The sequence below is a fragment of the Microbacterium sp. B35-30 genome (assembly GCF_010634855.1).
Classification (GTDB): domain Bacteria; phylum Actinomycetota; class Actinomycetes; order Actinomycetales; family Microbacteriaceae; genus Microbacterium.
In genome coordinates this window covers 1-15,048 of sequence record NZ_MWLQ01000032.1, presented here as the reverse complement: position 1 = coordinate 15,048, position 15,048 = coordinate 1, and the positions used below count along the sequence as shown (strand labels likewise).

The window sequence follows — 15,048 nt, the reverse complement described above, 5'->3', positions numbered from 1 at the left end:
TCGACACTAGCGCCGGGTGGGCCGGGCCTCGTCGGCCGCGTGGCTCGCCTGCTCGGGCGTAGCGGATGCGGAGGACTCGGCCTGGGTCTTCACCGTCGCCGTGGCGGTCAGTGCGTCCATGCCCTCGGCGACCGAGACGGTCGCGAGGTCGGCCTCGCTGGCCTGCACGCGCTCGCTCGTCGTCATGCGGGTGAGCGGCTGGTTCGGCAGGAAGATGATCGCGATCAGGCTGATCACTGCGAGCGGCACGGCGATCAGGAACGAGTGGGCGATGGACTGGGCGTAGATGTCCTCGACGATCACGCGGATCGCCTCGGGCAGCGCCGACACCTGCGGGATGGTGCCCGACTGGAGCTGCGCAGCGATGGCGGCGCCCTTCTCTCCGAGCGTCATGATGGCCGCGCCGATCTCGTCCGTGCGCTGCGCGAACAGGTCGGTGGCGGATGTCGCCAATGCGGCTCCCATCACCGAGACGCCGATCGTGCCGCCCAGGCTGCGGAAGAACGTGACACCCGAGCTCGCGACGCCGATCTCGCTCGGCTTGGCGGTGTTCTGCACGATGAGCACGAGGTTCTGCATCGTCATGCCGACGCCCGCGCCGAGCAGGAACATGTACAGCGAGACCAGCACGAAGTTGGTGTCGTACTCGATCGTGGAGAGCAGGAACGACCCGGCGATGAGCAGCACGCCGCCGACGATCAGGTACGGCTTCCAGTGGCCGTGCTTGGTGACGAGGCCGCCGATCACGATCGACGCCAGCAGCAGTCCGCCGATCATCGGGATGGTCATCAGACCGGCCTCGGTCGGCGTGGCGCCGCGGGCGAGCTGCATGTACTGGCTGAGGAACACCGAGGTGCCGAACATCGCGATGCCGATCGAGATCGATGCGATGACCGCGAGCGTGAACGTGCGATTGCGGAACATCGTCAGGGGGATCAGCGGCTCCTTGGAGCGCAGCTCGACGATCACGAACACCACGGCGGCGAGGAGTGCCCCGCCGACCATGAGGATCGTCTCGATGCTCCACCAGTCGTAGTCCTTGCCGGCGTTGGTGACCCAGATGAGCAGCAGCGACACGGCGGTCGAGAGCAGCACGATGCCGAAGTAGTCGATGCGCGCCTTCACCTTCGGACGCGACGGCAGGTGCAGCGTGCGCTGCATCATGACGAGCGCGGCGACGGCGAACGGCAGTGCGATGAAGAAGTTCCAGCGCCAGTCGATGGTGTCGGTGATGAGGCCGCCGAGGAGCGGGCCGCCGACGGTGGCGACGGCCATCACCGCTCCGAACAGGCCCATGTATCGGCCGCGCTCGCGCGGGCTGATGATGTCGGCCATGATGACCTGGCTGAGCGCGGCGAGACCGCCGGCGCCGATGCCCTGCACGGCGCGGAAGGCGATGAGCGTGCCGGGGTCCTGCGAGAAGCCCGCGGCGGCGGTGGCCAGCACGAAGATCACGATGGCGATCTGGATCAGCAGCTTGCGGTTGAAGAGGTCGGCGAGCTTGCCCCAGACGGGTGTCGAGATGGCCGTGGTCAGCAGGGTCGCGGTGACGACCCAGGTGAACGCCGCCTGGTCGCCGCCCAGGTCGTGGACGATGACGGGCAGCGAGGTCGAGACGACGGTCGACGCGAGCATCGACACGAACATGCCGAGCAGCAGACCGGTGAGCGCCTGCAGCACCTGGCGGTGATGGCGCTTCTCGTCGGCATTCGTGCTGCCGGCGGCGGGGTCCGTGCTGCCGGCGGAGGCAGTGGCAACCGGCCCGGTCGCGGGGGTGGACGTAGCCATAGGAATCCTTCTCGCTGGTGTTGATTCGAGGATGTGCGGCGACGGCGGCGCAAGAGTGGTTGACGTAGGTCAACAGTTGATATGGGTCAACTATACGCCGATGGTTGACGTGCGTCAACTATCGGTGCGCGAGAAGGTCAGATGCGCATGCCGCCGAGGCTCAGGCGGAAATCGCGGAGCGTTCGGCGGAGCGGATGATCCACTCGACGCCGAGGGTGAAGAGCTCGCGATCCTCGAGAGCGAGCAGCTGTGGCGAGATCTGCGCGATGTGGGGGTGGTTGACGGGGTCGACCAGCAGAGGGCCCTCGAACCACGGGCTGGAGCTCGAGGGTGAGGGGGAGCCGCGCTCGGTCCGCGCCCGCGCAACGCCGGCGGCGGACGACAGGACGTGCGTCGCCATCAGGGCGTAATGCTGCACGAGGTCTTCATCCTCAAGGCCTGCCCGTGAGAAGGCGTCCAGCATGAACTCGATCGCATCGAGTTCGCCCGGCCCGTGCGTGGTGAGCACGATGGCCTCCTGGCCGACGGCCGGGTAGCGCGAGAGCTCGTTGAGCGTGGCGGATGCCAGCTGGCGCAGGCGGTCCTGCCAGTCTTCTGGCGGCGCGGTCACGGCGGCGAGGCTGCGCACCGTGAGCTCGTCGAGCAGTGCGCCCATCAGGTCGTCCTTGCTGCGGAAATGCCGGTAGACGGCGGTCGGATCGGTGCCGAGCTTGGCGCCCAGCTCCCGGATGGAGAGCGTCGTCGAGCCGGTGGTCTCGGCGAGCTCCAGCCCGGCCGCGATGATCATCGCTCGATCCAGGCGCCTGCCGCCGGACTTCTCGGACGTCGCTCCGCTGCGTGCCGCCATGATCCCCGCTTTCACCGTCGCCGTCCATCGTTCCACGGAGCCGCGGCTCGACGCCGTGACGCGCCCAGCATACCGGTGGTGTCATCAATGTGGTCAACAGCGTTGACATCGACGATGACGTCAGTCTATCGTCGAGCAACCCCGCTCAATGACGAAGGAGAGGTCCCGTGGCCGCTGCCGTTCCTGACGACGCACAGACGCCGTTCGCAGACACCGTGTTCACCGGAGGCGCGCTGTTCAGCTCCGACCTCGTGACTGCGGGCAGCCGCGAGGCGCTGACGGGTCTCGCCGTCGCGGTGCGCGACGGGCGCATCGCCGCGGTGTGCAGCGAGGAAGCGGCATCCGTCCTCATCGGTCCCGACACCGAGGTCGTCGACCTCGCCGGCGCATTGCTGGCGCCGGGCTTCCAGGACGCGCACATCCACCCGATGTCGGGCGGCGTCGAACTGCTGCAGTGCAACCTCACGGGCTCCGAGGACGCCGCCGATGCCCTTGCCACGATCGCCCGCTACGCCGCGGAGAATCCCGATGCCGAATGGATCGTCGGCGGCGGGTGGTCGATGGATCACTTCGCCAGCGGCGCACCGCTGCGGGGCGCGCTCGACGCCATCGTTCCCGACCGGCCTGTGCTGCTCGCGAGCCGCGACCACCATTCATCGTGGGCGAACACCGCGGCCATGCGCCTGGCAGGCATCGATGCCGCTACCGCCGACCCCGCCGACGGACGCATCGAGCGCGAGGCGGACGGGTTTCCTGCGGGCACCTTCCACGAGGGCGCCTCCGACCTCTTCGCCGCCGTGCGCCCGACCGTCTCCGAGGACCTCGCGTACGCCGGGCTGCTGCGGGCGCAGCGAGACCTGCTCGCACAGGGCATCACGGGATGGCAGGACGCGCTCGTCGGCGACTTCCCGGGAATCGCCGGCGGACTCGCGTCCTACCGGCGCGCGCTCGCCGAGGGCACGCTCAAGGCGCACGTCGTCGGCGCGCAGTGGTGGGAGCGGGCGGACGGCATCGGGCAGCTCGACGAGATGATCCACCTCCGCGATGAGATCGCCGCGCTCGGCCATGAGGATCGGCTCTCGCTCGGCTCCATCAAGTTCATGGTCGACGGCGTCGCCGAGAACCACACGGCCGCCATGCTCGAACCGTACCGCGACGGTCACGGGCACCACACCGAGAACCGCGGGCTGTCGTTCATCCCCGCCGAGAAGCTGCGCGAGTACGCGATCGCGGCTGATGCCGCCGGCTTCCAGCTGCACTTCCACGCCCTCGGCGACCGCGCCGTCCGAGAGGCGCTCGACGCGGTCGAGGCGGCGGCCGCGGCGAACGGCGACACAGACGGGCGTCACCACCTCGCGCACATCCAGGTCATCGACGAGACCGATGTACCGCGTTTCGCGGCGGTCGGGGCGGTCGCGAACATGCAGCCGCTGTGGGCATGTCACGAAGACCAGATGGACGACCTGACCCTGCCGTTCCTCGCCGAGTCGGCGGCATCCCGTCAGTACCCGTTCGGCGATCTGCGGCGCGCCGGCGTACGCCTCGCCGGCGGCAGCGACTGGCCCGTCTCGAGCGCCGATCCGCTCGCCGGTGTGCACATCGCCGTCAACCGGGTCGCGCCGCTGTCGGATGCCGAGCCGCTGGGCGGCGCGCACCAGCGGCTGGATCTCGCGACGGCGCTCGCCGCGTACACGTCCGGCACCGCCTACGTGAACCACCGCGACCACGACACCGGGTTGGTCCGCGCCGGCTACCTCGGGAACCTGGTCGTCGTCGAGCCCAACCCGTTCGCCGTCCCCGCCGAGGAGCTGTACGCGTGTCAGGTCGTCTCGACGTGGATCGACGGTGAGCGCGTCTACGCCCGCGACGAGGCGTCGCCGACCGCCGACAGCCCGGATGCCTCCGACCTGGGCAACCCCGCCATAGGGACGCCCGTCCCGAGCCTCCACTGACGGACGACGCGCCGTCCCCGATCGTTCTCCACCCGACACCGACGTCCGTACCCGAGGAGCACCATGATCCCCACTCGACGCACCACCCGTCGATCCGCCGTCCATCGCCTCGGCGCTCTGGCAGCCGCCGGTCTCGTGGGCGCGCTCGTCCTCTCGGCGTGCACCCCGGCCGAGGCCGAGCCCGATGCGACCGCCGCGCCCGAGTGGGAGCTCACCGCCCAGACGGCTGCGCCGTCCGGTGACATCGACTCGTTCACCTGGGTGAGCTATTCCGAGCCGTACTCCCTCGACTACGCCTACGCGTTCGACTACGCCGACAACCAGGTGCTCGCGAACGTGTGCGAGTCGCTGCTGCGCCTCAATCCCGACTACACGCTGTCGCCGGGCCTCGCGGAGTCGTTCGAGCATCCGACGCCCGAGACGTGGGTCTATACGATCCGTGAGGGCGTCACCTTCCACGACGGCACGCCGCTCACCGCCGCCGACGTCGTCACGTCGATGAGCCGCCACCTCGACCCGGAGGTCGGCTCGTCGTGGTACTCGGCGTACCAGAACGTCGCCGCGATCGAGCAGACCGGCGAGCGCGAGGTGACCGTGACGATGACACGGCCCGACTCCCAGTTCAACCTTGCGATGGGCGGCTCGGCCGGCGTCGTCGAGTCGGCCGCGTCGCTGGCCGAGAAGGGCGCCGACTACGGCAACTCCACCGGCCTCGTGAACTGCACCGGGCCCTTCGAGCTGACCGCCTGGAAGCCCGGCGAATCGGTGACGCTGACGCGGTACGACGACTACTGGGACGAGGCGCTGCGCGCCCGGGCGGGCGAGGTCGAGGTGCTCTTCATGACCGACCCCAACGCCCGGGTCAACGCCCTGAAATCCGGTGAGGTGGACGGCGGCTGGATGATCCCGCCCGACGCGATCGCGCAGCTGCAGGGCTCCGGCAAGGGCGACGTCTACTTCGGGCTCAACACGGCCGTCGGCAGTCTGATCGTGAGCGATCTCGAAGGCCCGCTCGGTGACGATCGCGTGCGCGAGGCCCTGCTCCTGGCGATGGACCGGCAGGGGATCCTGGATGCCGCGGTCCAGGGCTACGGCGAGGTCACGAACGCGCTCACCACCGAGTCGGTGTGGGTGGGTGCGAGCGGAGCGGCGTTGGTCGACGCGTTCGACGGGCTCGAGGAGTATCCGTACGACCTCGAAGCGGCGAAGAAGCTCATCGACGACGCGGGCGTGGCAGGTGAGGAGATCGTCATCGCGACGGCACCTCTGGGCAACGACTTCGCCGTGATCTCGCAGGGTGCGGCCGCGGCCGCGCAGGCGATCGGGCTGAAGGCGACGATCCAGACCGTGAGCCCGAGCGCCTACACCGCCCTGTTCTCGGACCCGGCCGCGCGCGACGGCGTCGACCTCTTCTACACCTCCTGGTATCTCTCGAGCCCCGACCCTCTCGAGATGTACGGCGTGCTGCGAACGGGGGAGTTCAGCAACTACGGCGGCTGGAGCGATCCGGACTTCGATGCGCTCGTCGACGAGGCCGTCGCGATCGACGACCCGGCGCAGCGCAGCGAGATCACGGCTCAGGCGCAGCGCATCGCGAACGAGCAGCTGCCCTGGCTGCCGCTGTTCGAGGGGCCGATGACCGTGTTCCTGAGCGACCGCGTGACCGGCGTGGCACCGTCGGTGGCGTTCCTCTACTACCCGTGGGCGGCGACCATTGGCTCGCGGTGACCTGAGCGGGGGCCTGGCGCTGGGTGCCAGGCCCCGTCCGGCCTCGTTCGCGGACGGCGTCGCATCATGACCGCCGTCCGCCGGATCGCCGGCAAGCTCGGAGGTCTGCTCCTCACGCTGTTCCTGGCATCCGTCCTCGTGTTCTTCTCGCGGTTCCTGGTGCCGGGCGACCCCGTCGCGTTCCTGCTGCGCGGGCGCAAGCCGAGCCCCGAGGCGGTGGCGCAGATCACCGCGCAGTACGGACTCGACCTGCCGCCGTGGCAGCAGTACCTGACGTGGGTGGGCGGGCTCCTGCACGGTGATCTCGGCCGCTCGCTGCAGTACCGGCAGGACGTCACCGTCGTGCTCGGCGAGCGCCTGCCGGTCACGCTCGGCCTCGTCGTCATGGCAGGCACGATGATCGCGGTCGTCGGACTGACCGCGGGCGCGCTCGCCGCACTCTCGCGGGGGCGGGTCGCCGACCGCTCGATCCTGATCGGGCTCACCGTGCTCGGCGCCGTCCCATCGTTCGTCGGCTCGATCGTGCTCATCGCGGTGTTCGCCGTGCAGCTCGGCTGGTTCCCCTCGTTCGGCTCGGGCGACGGCTTCTGGGACACGGTGTACCACCTGGTGCTGCCGTCCATCGCGCTCGCGATCGTGTTCGTCGTGCTCGTGGGCAAGGTGACCCGCTCGTCGATGATCGACCAGCTCGGCCGCGAGCACGTCGAGGTGGCGATCAGCCGCGGCATCAGACGCGGCACCGTGGTGCGTCGCCACGTCTTCCGCAACGCCGTCGGCCCGATTCTGACGGTGAGCGGGATGCTCGTGGCCGGCCTTCTCGTGTCGAGCTCCATCGTCGAAGCGGCCTTCGGCCTCGCTGGCATCGGCTCGCTGCTGGTGCAGTCGGTCGACCGCCTCGACTTCCCGGTCGTGCAGGCGATCGTCCTCCTCGTCGTCACCGCGTTCGTGCTCGTCAACGCCGTGATCGACGTCCTCGAACCCTGGATCGACCCTCGATCCGCTGCCGGAGCCGGTGCCCGATGACCTCCACGACCCCGCCGCCCGCGACCGGCGCGCCGAGCGCAGCGTCGAAGCGCACGAGCCCCGCGACACTCGCCGTCGGTGTGCTGCGAGCGCCTCGCCGGCGGCGCGCCGGCCTCACCCTGGCGATCGCGCTGGGCGTCGTCGCGGCGATGACGCTGGCCGCGATCTTCGCGCCTTTCCTCGCCCCGTACAACCCCGACGCCGTCGACTTCGCCGCGGTCAACGCCGGGCCGAGCGCCGCGCACTGGCTCGGCACCGACAGCCTGGGACGCGACACGCTCAGCCGCCTGATCTACGGTGCGCGCACGGCGCTGCTCGGGCCGCTCCTCGTGGTGATCGCGTCGACCGTGCTCGGCATCCTTCTCGGCCTGATCGCGGGCTGGCGCGGCGGCTGGATCGATGCCGCACTCGGCCGCGTGTTCGACGTGCTCTTCGCCTTCCCGTCGCTGCTCATCGCCATCATGGCCGTGGCGCTCTTCGGCAAGGGCCTGGTGGCGCCGGTCATCGCCATGAGCATCGCGTACGCGCCTTTCGTGGCACGCCTGACGCGGTCGCTCGTCGCTGCCGAGCGGACCCGGCCGTATGTCGCGGCCTACCGCGTGCAGGGGTTCTCCGGACCATGGATCGCACTGCGCCGTGTGCTGCCGAACGTCACCCCGATCGTCGGCGCGCAGTCGACGCTGAACTTCGGCTACGTCCTGGCGGAGCTCGCGGCGCTGTCGTTCCTCGGTCTCGGCGTGCAGCCGCCGACCGCCGACTGGGGCGCGATGATCAACGAGGCGCAGGCCGGGCTCATCGGCGGGCACTTCCTGCCCGCGATCGTGCCGGCGGTCGCCGTGGTCGTGGTCGTCGTGGCGGTCAACATCATCGGGGAAGAGGTCTCCGACCGCATCGGAGGGGAGATCCCGGCATGAACGCACACGATTCCGTCGCCGAGCCGGCCGCCACAGGTATCCCCGAAGCGCCTGCGGTGCACGGTGAGGCCCTGCTCGGCATCCGTGATCTGACGCTCGACCTCGCCGACGGCACGCGGCTGCTTCACGGCATCTCGCTCTCGGTCGCCGCGGGTGAGACGGTCGGGCTCGTCGGCGAGTCCGGCTCGGGCAAGTCGCTCACGGCCCGCACCGTGCTCGGGCTCCTTCCCCCGCGCGCCGTCACCACCGGCGACGTCGTGCTCGGCGGGGCGGGCGTGCTGACGGCCACCGCCCCCCAACTGCGGGGGCTCCGCCGGCACGGCGCCGCGATGATCTTCCAGGACCCGCGCGCCGGCATCAACCCGATGCGCACCATCGGCGACCACCTGACCGAGGCGCTGCGGCTGGCCGAGGGGTGGTCAGCGGATGCCGCGAGAGCACGCGCCGTCGAACTGCTCACCGCCGTGCGCCTGCCGCGCCCCGAGGAGCACCTGCGCCAGTATCCGCACGAGTTCTCAGGCGGCATGCTGCAGCGCGTCATGATCGCGGGTGCGCTCACCACGTCGCCGCGACTGCTGGTGTGCGATGAGCCCACCACCGCCCTGGACGTCACGACGCAGGCCGAGATCATCGGCGTGCTCAGCGAGCAGCGCGCACGCCGGGGCATGGGCATGCTGTTCATCACACACGACCTCAACCTCGCGTCCTCGCTCTGCGACAGCGTCTACGTGATGAGCGGCGGACACATCGTCGAGCAGGGGCGTGCACACGACGTGCTGCGCGACCCACAGGCGGAGTACACCCGCCGGCTCGTCGCCGCGACCCCGACGCTCTTCGGCAGCGCCCCGGTGTCTCGCGCGGCGGAGGGAACCGCGCCTCCGCGCGACGTGCCTGCCGCGACCGATGGACGGAGTCCGCTGCGGACGGACCCTTGGCCCCTCGGGGAGCGCTCCGACCACGTCCCGACTGCGCTGTCGGGGCCAACGGCGCCGGCCACGCCGATGCTCGCGGCGTTCGGGATCTCGAAGACGTATCACCGCCGCGGGAAGGAGCCGGTGCACGCGGTGATCGAGGCTTCGATCACCGTGCCGCGTGGCGGTGCACTCGGTGTGGTGGGGGAGTCGGGATCGGGCAAATCGACGCTGGCGCGCCTGGTCGTGGGCCTCGAGAGCGCCGACGGCGGCGACATCCGCATCGATGGCCGTGCACGGACGGCGGTCCCCCGCGGCCGCCGGGAGCGACTGGCGCACGCGCGCAGCGTGCAGATGGTGTTCCAGGACCCCTATCTGTCGCTGGATCCGCGCATCACGGCCGGCCGCGCGATCGAGGACGCCCTACGCCTGCACGGCGGCACCGGCAGCGAGAGGCGACTCAGCGCTTCCGAGTCTCGCACGCGTGTACGGGACCTGCTCGCGCAGGTGGGCCTGGGGGAGAAGCACGCCGCGGCGCGGCCGCGCACCCTCTCGGGAGGACAGCGGCAGCGCGTCGCGATCGCGCGCGCCCTCGCGATCGAGCCGGGCGTGCTGGTGATGGACGAGGCGACCAGCGCGCTTGACGTCTCGGTGCAGGCGCAGGTGCTCGACCTGGTCGACCACATTCGGCGGGAGCGCGGTCTGACGGTGCTGTTCATCAGCCACGACCTGGCCGTCGTCCGGAGGGTGTGCGATGAGACGGTCGTGATGCGCCGCGGCGAGATCGTCGAGCGGGGACGCACGGACGAACTGCTCGCCGACCCGCAGCACGAGTACACGCGGCTGCTCATCGACTCCGTGCCGAAGCCCGGCTGGGATCCGGAGCAGGCGGGCGCAGAGGTCGAGCATGCAGGCATCGATGCCCAGGGCTCGGACGGGGTCGCCGACGACGATGCGGAAGCCGCGTCGGTGGATGCGGCGAAGGTCGAGGCGTCGGGACAGGCACGGTGAGCGGCGGGCCGTCGTCGCGCGGCACGGTCGGTTCGAGGAGTATGGAGGCGTGTTCAGCGTCGAACTGAGTCCGGATGCCGAGCTCGACCGCGCGGTCCGGGATGACTGGGATCGACTGCTCGCGGCCGATCTGCCGAGCTCGGGGCGCAATCCCGCACCCAGCAACCGTCCGCACCTGACGCTCGCGGTGCGGGACCGGCTCGATCCATCGGCGTTCGACGGTATCGCTGACCTGCTCCCCATCACCCTGGAGCTCGCAGGAGTCGTGCTCCTCGGCCATCGGGACCGGTACGTGCTCGCGCGGCATGTCGTCGTGAGCGCGCCGCTCCTGGCGATCCACCGCGTCGTCGCAGAGATCGCCGGTCGACCCGAGCCGCGGTACTCGAACACCGGGATCGACCGGTGGACGCCGCACATCACTCTGGCGCGGGGGCTCACCGCCCCGCGACTGGCGACGGCGATGCGGTTGATGAAAGCGCCGAACTTCGTCGGGCAAGCGACAGGAGCGCGGATCTGGGACGCCGATGCGCGGCGTGTGACCACGCTGCGATGAGGAACCGGCTCAGCCGGGCACGGCAGCCGGATCAGTCGGCGAGGGCGAGCGCGCGGAACGGCTCACGCGGCGCGGCAGGCGGGTGCGGCATCCGTTCCGCCTGCTGTCGTGAGCGCGTCGTGCGCAGGTACAGCTCGTCGATGAGGGCGGTGGCGAGGCGCACGAGTTTCGCGATCTCGGCTTCGTCGCGATCGACCCACGCGCAGCGCGGCTCGTCGCCGACGGGCACGAAGCCGTCGTGCTGCTCCCAGGCGACGAGGGTGCGCTCGGCGCCGAGCACGTGCTGCTGCCACCACACCTGCCGCAGGTAGGAGCGCGGGATGCTGCGCCAGGCCTTGTTCGTCGTCTTGATCTCGGCGAGGATGATGCGCCCCGACGCGTCGACGGCGATGCCGTCGGGGGTCGCGAGGTGGCGCTTCTCGACGACGGCGTGGAAGAGCGCCGACGAGGGCTGGATGCCGTGGGTCGCGGCGACCCACCCGGCGATCTCGGGCTCACGCGCACGGCCGTGCGCGGTGTAGGCGTTGCCCGAGAAGCCCGAGCCGAGGAGCTTGGCGTCGGCGGCACGGCCGATGGCGCGGTCGGAGGTCAGGCTCGCAACGTCGGTCGCGGTGATGCCGCGCGACCGTGCGCGCACCCAGGCGACGCGATCCCGCGAGTCCGCAACGATGCGGGCGGCGACGTCCGGGGCGTGCGCCGCGAGCGCCGAAGTGCGTGCGGCGGCGTGCTCGGGGTTCACCCTCCGAGGCTACGCCGCCGACCCGACATCCGCCGCCTGCGACGCACCTGGAACGCCGGGTCGCCGACCGTCCGGCCGATGACGCGCGCCAGGCGCGCGAGAGCCTGTCAACGGCTGCGCTTCGGCCGGTATGTCCGTCCGAGGCTGCGTTCGGCGCCTTCGTAGATCTCGGCCAGCTCCCAGTCGTAGCGACGCCCGCCGGGGACATCGAAGATGCGGGTGCCGTCACCGAGGAACACCGGTGCGACGAACACCTGCAGTTCGTCGATGAGGTCGTGCTCGAGCGCCTGGCGGGCGATGTCCGCGCTGATGATCTGCACGTCCTTGTCGCCCGCGATCTCCTGCGCCCGGCGGATCGCCTCGACGACGCTGCAGTTCAACGCGACGACGGAGGCGTCGTCTGCGATCTCGTGAGGACGGTGCGTGAGGATGAACTCCGTCCCCGACCATGCGCCGCCGTAGGCCTCGGAGGTCATCTCGTCGCGCTCGCCCTGCTGGGCCTTCGCCGCGTCGTAGCCGTCTCTCCCGGCGATGATCACGCCGACCTCGGCCGCCATGCGCTCGGTCGCGCCCGGCGCCATCGGCTCCGCTGCCGACAACCAGCCCATGTCATGGTCGGGCCCGGCGATGAAACCGTCGAGCGAACAGGTGAATCCCCACGCGACTTTGCCCATATCGGAACCTCACGATGTCGGCAGCGAGAACTCCCGCCGCTCGGATGTCGACCAGCCTCCTCAGACCCTATCGAGCCGGTCCGCATCGCGCATGGGGCCCGCACGACGTGCCGCTCCTCGGCGCCGCCGGACCGCCACAGGGGTTGCGCTCGGCGGTGGCGGTGGCATCCTCGGGATCATGAGCACCATCACGTCAGACGAATTCCGCGCGTTCCCGGGTGTCGAGGACTGGCGTCCCCGCGTGACCGGCGCCTTCGCCCTGTTCCGCACCGGCAGCTTCGCGGCCGGGGCGCAGCTGTTCGCGGCGATCGCCGACCTCGCCGAGGCGGCCGACCACCATCCCGACGTCGACGTGCGCTTCGCCACCGTGCGCGTACGGCTGCTCACCCATTCGGCGGGCGGGCTGACGGCGAAGGATGCCGCGCTCGCCGCGCAGATCTCCCAGGCGGCCCGCGAGCTCGACATCCGCGCAGAGACCGAGCGGATGCAAGACCTGATGCTCGCGGTGGCGACACCCGATCCCCGTGCCGCGCTGGCGTTCTGGAAGGCCGCGACGGGCTTTCGCGAAGTGCGCGACGGCGTGCTGTTCGACGCCGACGGACGGGGTCCTCTGATCTGGTTCCAGCCCGTCGACAAGCCGCTGCGCGGCAGGTCCCACCTCGACGTGAACGCTCCCCGCGACGTGATCGAGAAGCGCCTCGAGGCTGCGCTCGCCGCCGGCGGAGTGATCGTCGACGACTCCCACGCGCCCGAGTGGTGGACCCTGGCGGATGCCGACGGCCACAAGGTCGACCTCTGCCCCTGGCGCGAGTAGCTGACGGCCACAGGTCGACGTGCCCCTGGCGCGAGCAGCGGCGGCGCGTCGGCAGCAGGAAGGTGCGTCAGAAGGCGGCGGCGCCTGCCTCCGCAACCGTCTGGTCCTGGTCGCCCGAGCCGCCGCTGACGCCCACCGCGCCCACGACGGCGCCGTCGCGGGAGAGGGGGACGCCGCCGGCGAAGATCGCGACCTTGCCGCCGTTGGTGGCGTGGATGCCGTAGAACTGCTGCGTCGGCTGAGAGTTGTCACCGAGGGTCTTCGTCTCGATGTCGAACGCACGTGAGGTCCAGGCCTTGTTGATCGAGATGTTCACGCTCCCGATCCATGCGCCGTCCTGACGGACGTGGGCGACCAGGTTGCCTCCCGCGTCGACCACGGCGATGTTCATGGGCTGGCCGATCTCGTCGGCGCGCTTCTCTGCGGCGGTGATGACGCGACGGGCGTCATCGAGGGTGACGGACATGGTGGTGTTCCTTTCGTCGGCGAGCGGATGCCTCGACCGAGGAATCCGCTCGTTGTCAGGTGGACTGGATGTACCCGTTGGGATTCAGCACGTACTTCTTGGCGGCGCCCTGGTCGAAATCGGCATACCCCTGCGGGGCGTCCTCGAGTCCGATGGCGGTGGCGCCGACGGCATCGGCGATCGCGACCTTGTCGTGGAGGATCGCCATCATGAGGCGGCGGTTGTAGCGCATGACAGGGCACTGGCCGGTGGTGAAGGAGAGCGACTTCGCCCAGCCGAGGCCGAGCCGCAGCGACAGCGACCCGACTTTCGCGGCCTCGTCGATGCCGCCGGGGTCGCCGGTGACGTACAGACCCGGGATGCCGAGCGCGCCGCCCGCCGCGGTCAGGTCCATGAGCGAGTTGAGCACCGTGGCGGGTGCTTCGTGCGTGGCATCCGCTCCGTGTCCGCGCGCTTCGAACCCGACGGCGTCGACGCCGCTGTCGACCTCGGGCACACCGAGGATCTGCTCGATCTGATCCTTCGGGTCGCCCTTCGACACGTCGACGGTCTCGCACCCGAACGAGCGCGCACGGGCAAGGCGGTCCTCGTTCAGATCGCCCACGATGACCACCGCCGCACCCAGCAGCTGTGCTCCCACCGCAGCGGCGAGGCCGACGGGTCCGGCGCCCGCAATATAGACGGTCGATCCCGGGCCGACGCCGGCGGTGTACGCGCCGTGGAACCCGGTGGGGAAGATGTCGGAGAGCATGGTGAGGTCGAGGATCTTCTCGAGAGCCTGGTCGCGGTCGGGGAAGACCAGCAGATTCCAGTCGGCGTACGGTACGAGCACGTACTCCGCCTGGCCGCCGACCCAACCGCCCATATCGACGTAGCCGTAGGCGCTCCCCGGACGGTCGGGGTTGACGTTGAGGCAGATGCCGGTCTTGCCCTCCTTGCAGTTGCGGCAGCGGCCGCATGCGATGTTGAAGGGCACCGAGACGATGTCGCCGACCTTGACGAACTCGACGTCGGGGCCGACTTCGACGACCTCACCGGTGATCTCATGGCCGAGCACGAGCCCTGCAGGTGCCGTCGTGCGGCCGCGCACCATGTGCTGGTCCGAACCGCAGATGTTCGTGCTCACGGTCTTGAGGATCGCGCCGTGCGGCACCTTCCTGCCGACGTTCGCCGGGTTGACGCCCGGCCCGTCCTTCAGCTCGAACTCCGGGTAATCCGTGTCGATGACCTCGACCTCGCCGGGGCCCTTGTAGGCGACGGCCCTGTTGCTGGACATCTTCGTCCTCTCCGTCGTGCGACGGACATCGTCGTGCGACTCTGTCGTGCTGGGGCTCGCGTCCGAGCTTCGTCCTCCCGAAGAGTCAGCGCAATGGGTCCGCTGAGAGGGCGCAGACGAAGGCGGGGATGCCGGTACGGCACCCCCGCCTCGCTCAGCGCATCGACTCAGTCGACGTCGCCGTGCTCGTGGTCATGGTCAGGCGCAAGGCCGCCGCCACCGGGAAGGTTGACGGTGCCCTCAGGCCCGGCCGGAGCCGGGAACGCGAAGTTCCCGGGCACCTTCGCGCCGACGACGCCGTTCACCGTCTCGGTGGAGTAGGCATAGGTCAGCACGGCCGCCGCGATCGCGT

13 protein-coding genes and 1 pseudogene are annotated in these 15,048 nt (G+C 70.3%); 7 read left to right on the top strand and 7 right to left on the bottom strand.

The features are described from left to right. Nucleotides 1-6: 6 nt before the first annotated feature. Nucleotides 7-1,788 (bottom strand): MDR family MFS transporter, encoded by a 1,782-nt coding sequence (locus B2K11_RS16695; RefSeq protein WP_163619919.1) that lies wholly within the window; start codon nt 1,786-1,788, stop codon nt 7-9. A 160-nt stretch (nt 1,789-1,948) separates the two neighbouring features. Then, nucleotides 1,949-2,635 (bottom strand): TetR family transcriptional regulator, encoded by a 687-nt coding sequence (locus B2K11_RS16690; RefSeq protein ID WP_163619917.1) that lies wholly within the window; start codon nt 2,633-2,635, stop codon nt 1,949-1,951. Nucleotides 2,636-2,802: 167 nt separating this feature from the next. Between B2K11_RS16690 and B2K11_RS16685 the strand changes: the two genes are divergently transcribed. The 6 genes from B2K11_RS16685 to B2K11_RS16660 all read left to right on the top strand — a co-directional run bounded on the left by B2K11_RS16685 (nt 2,803) and on the right by B2K11_RS16660 (nt 10,727). Next, a complete protein-coding gene (locus tag B2K11_RS16685; RefSeq protein WP_204260166.1) occupies nt 2,803-4,587 on the top strand; it encodes an amidohydrolase in 1,785 nt (594 codons plus the stop codon). Between the two features lie 63 nt (nt 4,588-4,650). Beyond that, complete coding sequence (locus tag B2K11_RS16680) at nt 4,651-6,315, top strand: ABC transporter substrate-binding protein (protein ID WP_163619916.1); 1,665 nt, start codon at nt 4,651-4,653, stop codon at nt 6,313-6,315. Nucleotides 6,316-6,381: 66 nt separating this feature from the next. Beyond that, complete coding sequence (locus tag B2K11_RS16675; RefSeq protein ID WP_163619914.1) at nt 6,382-7,338, top strand: ABC transporter permease; 957 nt, start codon at nt 6,382-6,384, stop codon at nt 7,336-7,338. Next, entirely contained in the window at nt 7,335-8,252 is a 918-nt protein-coding gene (locus B2K11_RS16670; RefSeq protein WP_163619913.1) for an ABC transporter permease, read from the top strand. The genes B2K11_RS16675 and B2K11_RS16670 overlap by 4 nt, the downstream gene beginning before the upstream one ends. Next, complete coding sequence (locus tag B2K11_RS16665; protein WP_163619911.1) at nt 8,249-10,174, top strand: ABC transporter ATP-binding protein; 1,926 nt, start codon at nt 8,249-8,251, stop codon at nt 10,172-10,174. The genes B2K11_RS16670 and B2K11_RS16665 overlap by 4 nt, the downstream gene beginning before the upstream one ends. Nucleotides 10,175-10,223: 49 nt before the next feature. Then, complete coding sequence (locus B2K11_RS16660; protein WP_163619909.1) at nt 10,224-10,727, top strand: 2'-5' RNA ligase family protein; 504 nt, start codon at nt 10,224-10,226, stop codon at nt 10,725-10,727. A gap of 31 nt (nt 10,728-10,758) precedes the next feature. On the opposite strand, the gene B2K11_RS16655 is transcribed toward B2K11_RS16660, so the two are convergent. Together B2K11_RS16655 and B2K11_RS16650 are read right to left on the bottom strand one after the other, a co-directional pair. After that, nucleotides 10,759-11,466, bottom strand: coding sequence for a YqaJ viral recombinase family protein (locus tag B2K11_RS16655; RefSeq protein WP_163619907.1), 708 nt, complete (start codon nt 11,464-11,466; stop codon nt 10,759-10,761). A 107-nt stretch (nt 11,467-11,573) separates the two neighbouring features. After that, the gene (locus tag B2K11_RS16650; protein WP_163619905.1) at nt 11,574-12,140 is read right to left on the bottom strand and encodes a dihydrofolate reductase family protein; all 567 of its coding nucleotides are present in this window, start codon (nt 12,138-12,140) and stop codon (nt 11,574-11,576) included. Between the two features lie 178 nt (nt 12,141-12,318). Between B2K11_RS16650 and B2K11_RS16645 the strand changes: the two genes are divergently transcribed. Continuing rightward, a complete protein-coding gene (locus B2K11_RS16645) occupies nt 12,319-12,954 on the top strand; it encodes a VOC family protein (RefSeq protein WP_163619903.1) in 636 nt (211 codons plus the stop codon). A gap of 67 nt (nt 12,955-13,021) precedes the next feature. Here the strand turns inward: B2K11_RS16645 and B2K11_RS16640 are convergent, their stop codons facing one another. The 3 genes and pseudogenes from B2K11_RS16640 to B2K11_RS16630 form a co-directional block, all read right to left on the bottom strand. Continuing rightward, the gene (locus B2K11_RS16640) at nt 13,022-13,420 is read right to left on the bottom strand and encodes a heme-binding protein (RefSeq protein ID WP_163619901.1); all 399 of its coding nucleotides are present in this window, start codon (nt 13,418-13,420) and stop codon (nt 13,022-13,024) included. 55 nt (nt 13,421-13,475) lie between these two features. After that, nucleotides 13,476-14,696, bottom strand: a complete 1,221-nt coding sequence (fdhA, locus tag B2K11_RS16635) for a formaldehyde dehydrogenase, glutathione-independent (protein ID WP_163619899.1) — start codon at nt 14,694-14,696, stop codon at nt 13,476-13,478. Nucleotides 14,697-14,863: 167 nt separating this feature from the next. After that, nucleotides 14,864-15,048 (bottom strand): annotated as a pseudogene (locus B2K11_RS16630) (aminopeptidase); the annotation flags it as partial.

Coding starts and splice junctions, on each gene's coding strand:
- B2K11_RS16665 (WP_163619911.1), top strand. CDS start 8,249: ATGAACGCACACGATTCCGTCGCCGAGCCGGCCGCCACAGGTATCCCC.
- B2K11_RS16695 (WP_163619919.1), bottom strand. CDS start 1,788: ATGGCTACGTCCACCCCCGCGACCGGGCCGGTTGCCACTGCCTCCGCC.
- B2K11_RS16680 (WP_163619916.1), top strand. CDS start 4,651: ATGATCCCCACTCGACGCACCACCCGTCGATCCGCCGTCCATCGCCTC.
- B2K11_RS16650 (WP_163619905.1), bottom strand. CDS start 12,140: ATGGGCAAAGTCGCGTGGGGATTCACCTGTTCGCTCGACGGTTTCATC.
- B2K11_RS16675 (WP_163619914.1), top strand. CDS start 6,382: ATGACCGCCGTCCGCCGGATCGCCGGCAAGCTCGGAGGTCTGCTCCTC.
- B2K11_RS16645 (WP_163619903.1), top strand. CDS start 12,319: ATGAGCACCATCACGTCAGACGAATTCCGCGCGTTCCCGGGTGTCGAG.
- fdhA (WP_163619899.1), bottom strand. CDS start 14,696: ATGTCCAGCAACAGGGCCGTCGCCTACAAGGGCCCCGGCGAGGTCGAG.
- B2K11_RS16640 (WP_163619901.1), bottom strand. CDS start 13,420: ATGTCCGTCACCCTCGATGACGCCCGTCGCGTCATCACCGCCGCAGAG.
- B2K11_RS16690 (WP_163619917.1), bottom strand. CDS start 2,635: ATGGCGGCACGCAGCGGAGCGACGTCCGAGAAGTCCGGCGGCAGGCGC.
- B2K11_RS16670 (WP_163619913.1), top strand. CDS start 7,335: ATGACCTCCACGACCCCGCCGCCCGCGACCGGCGCGCCGAGCGCAGCG.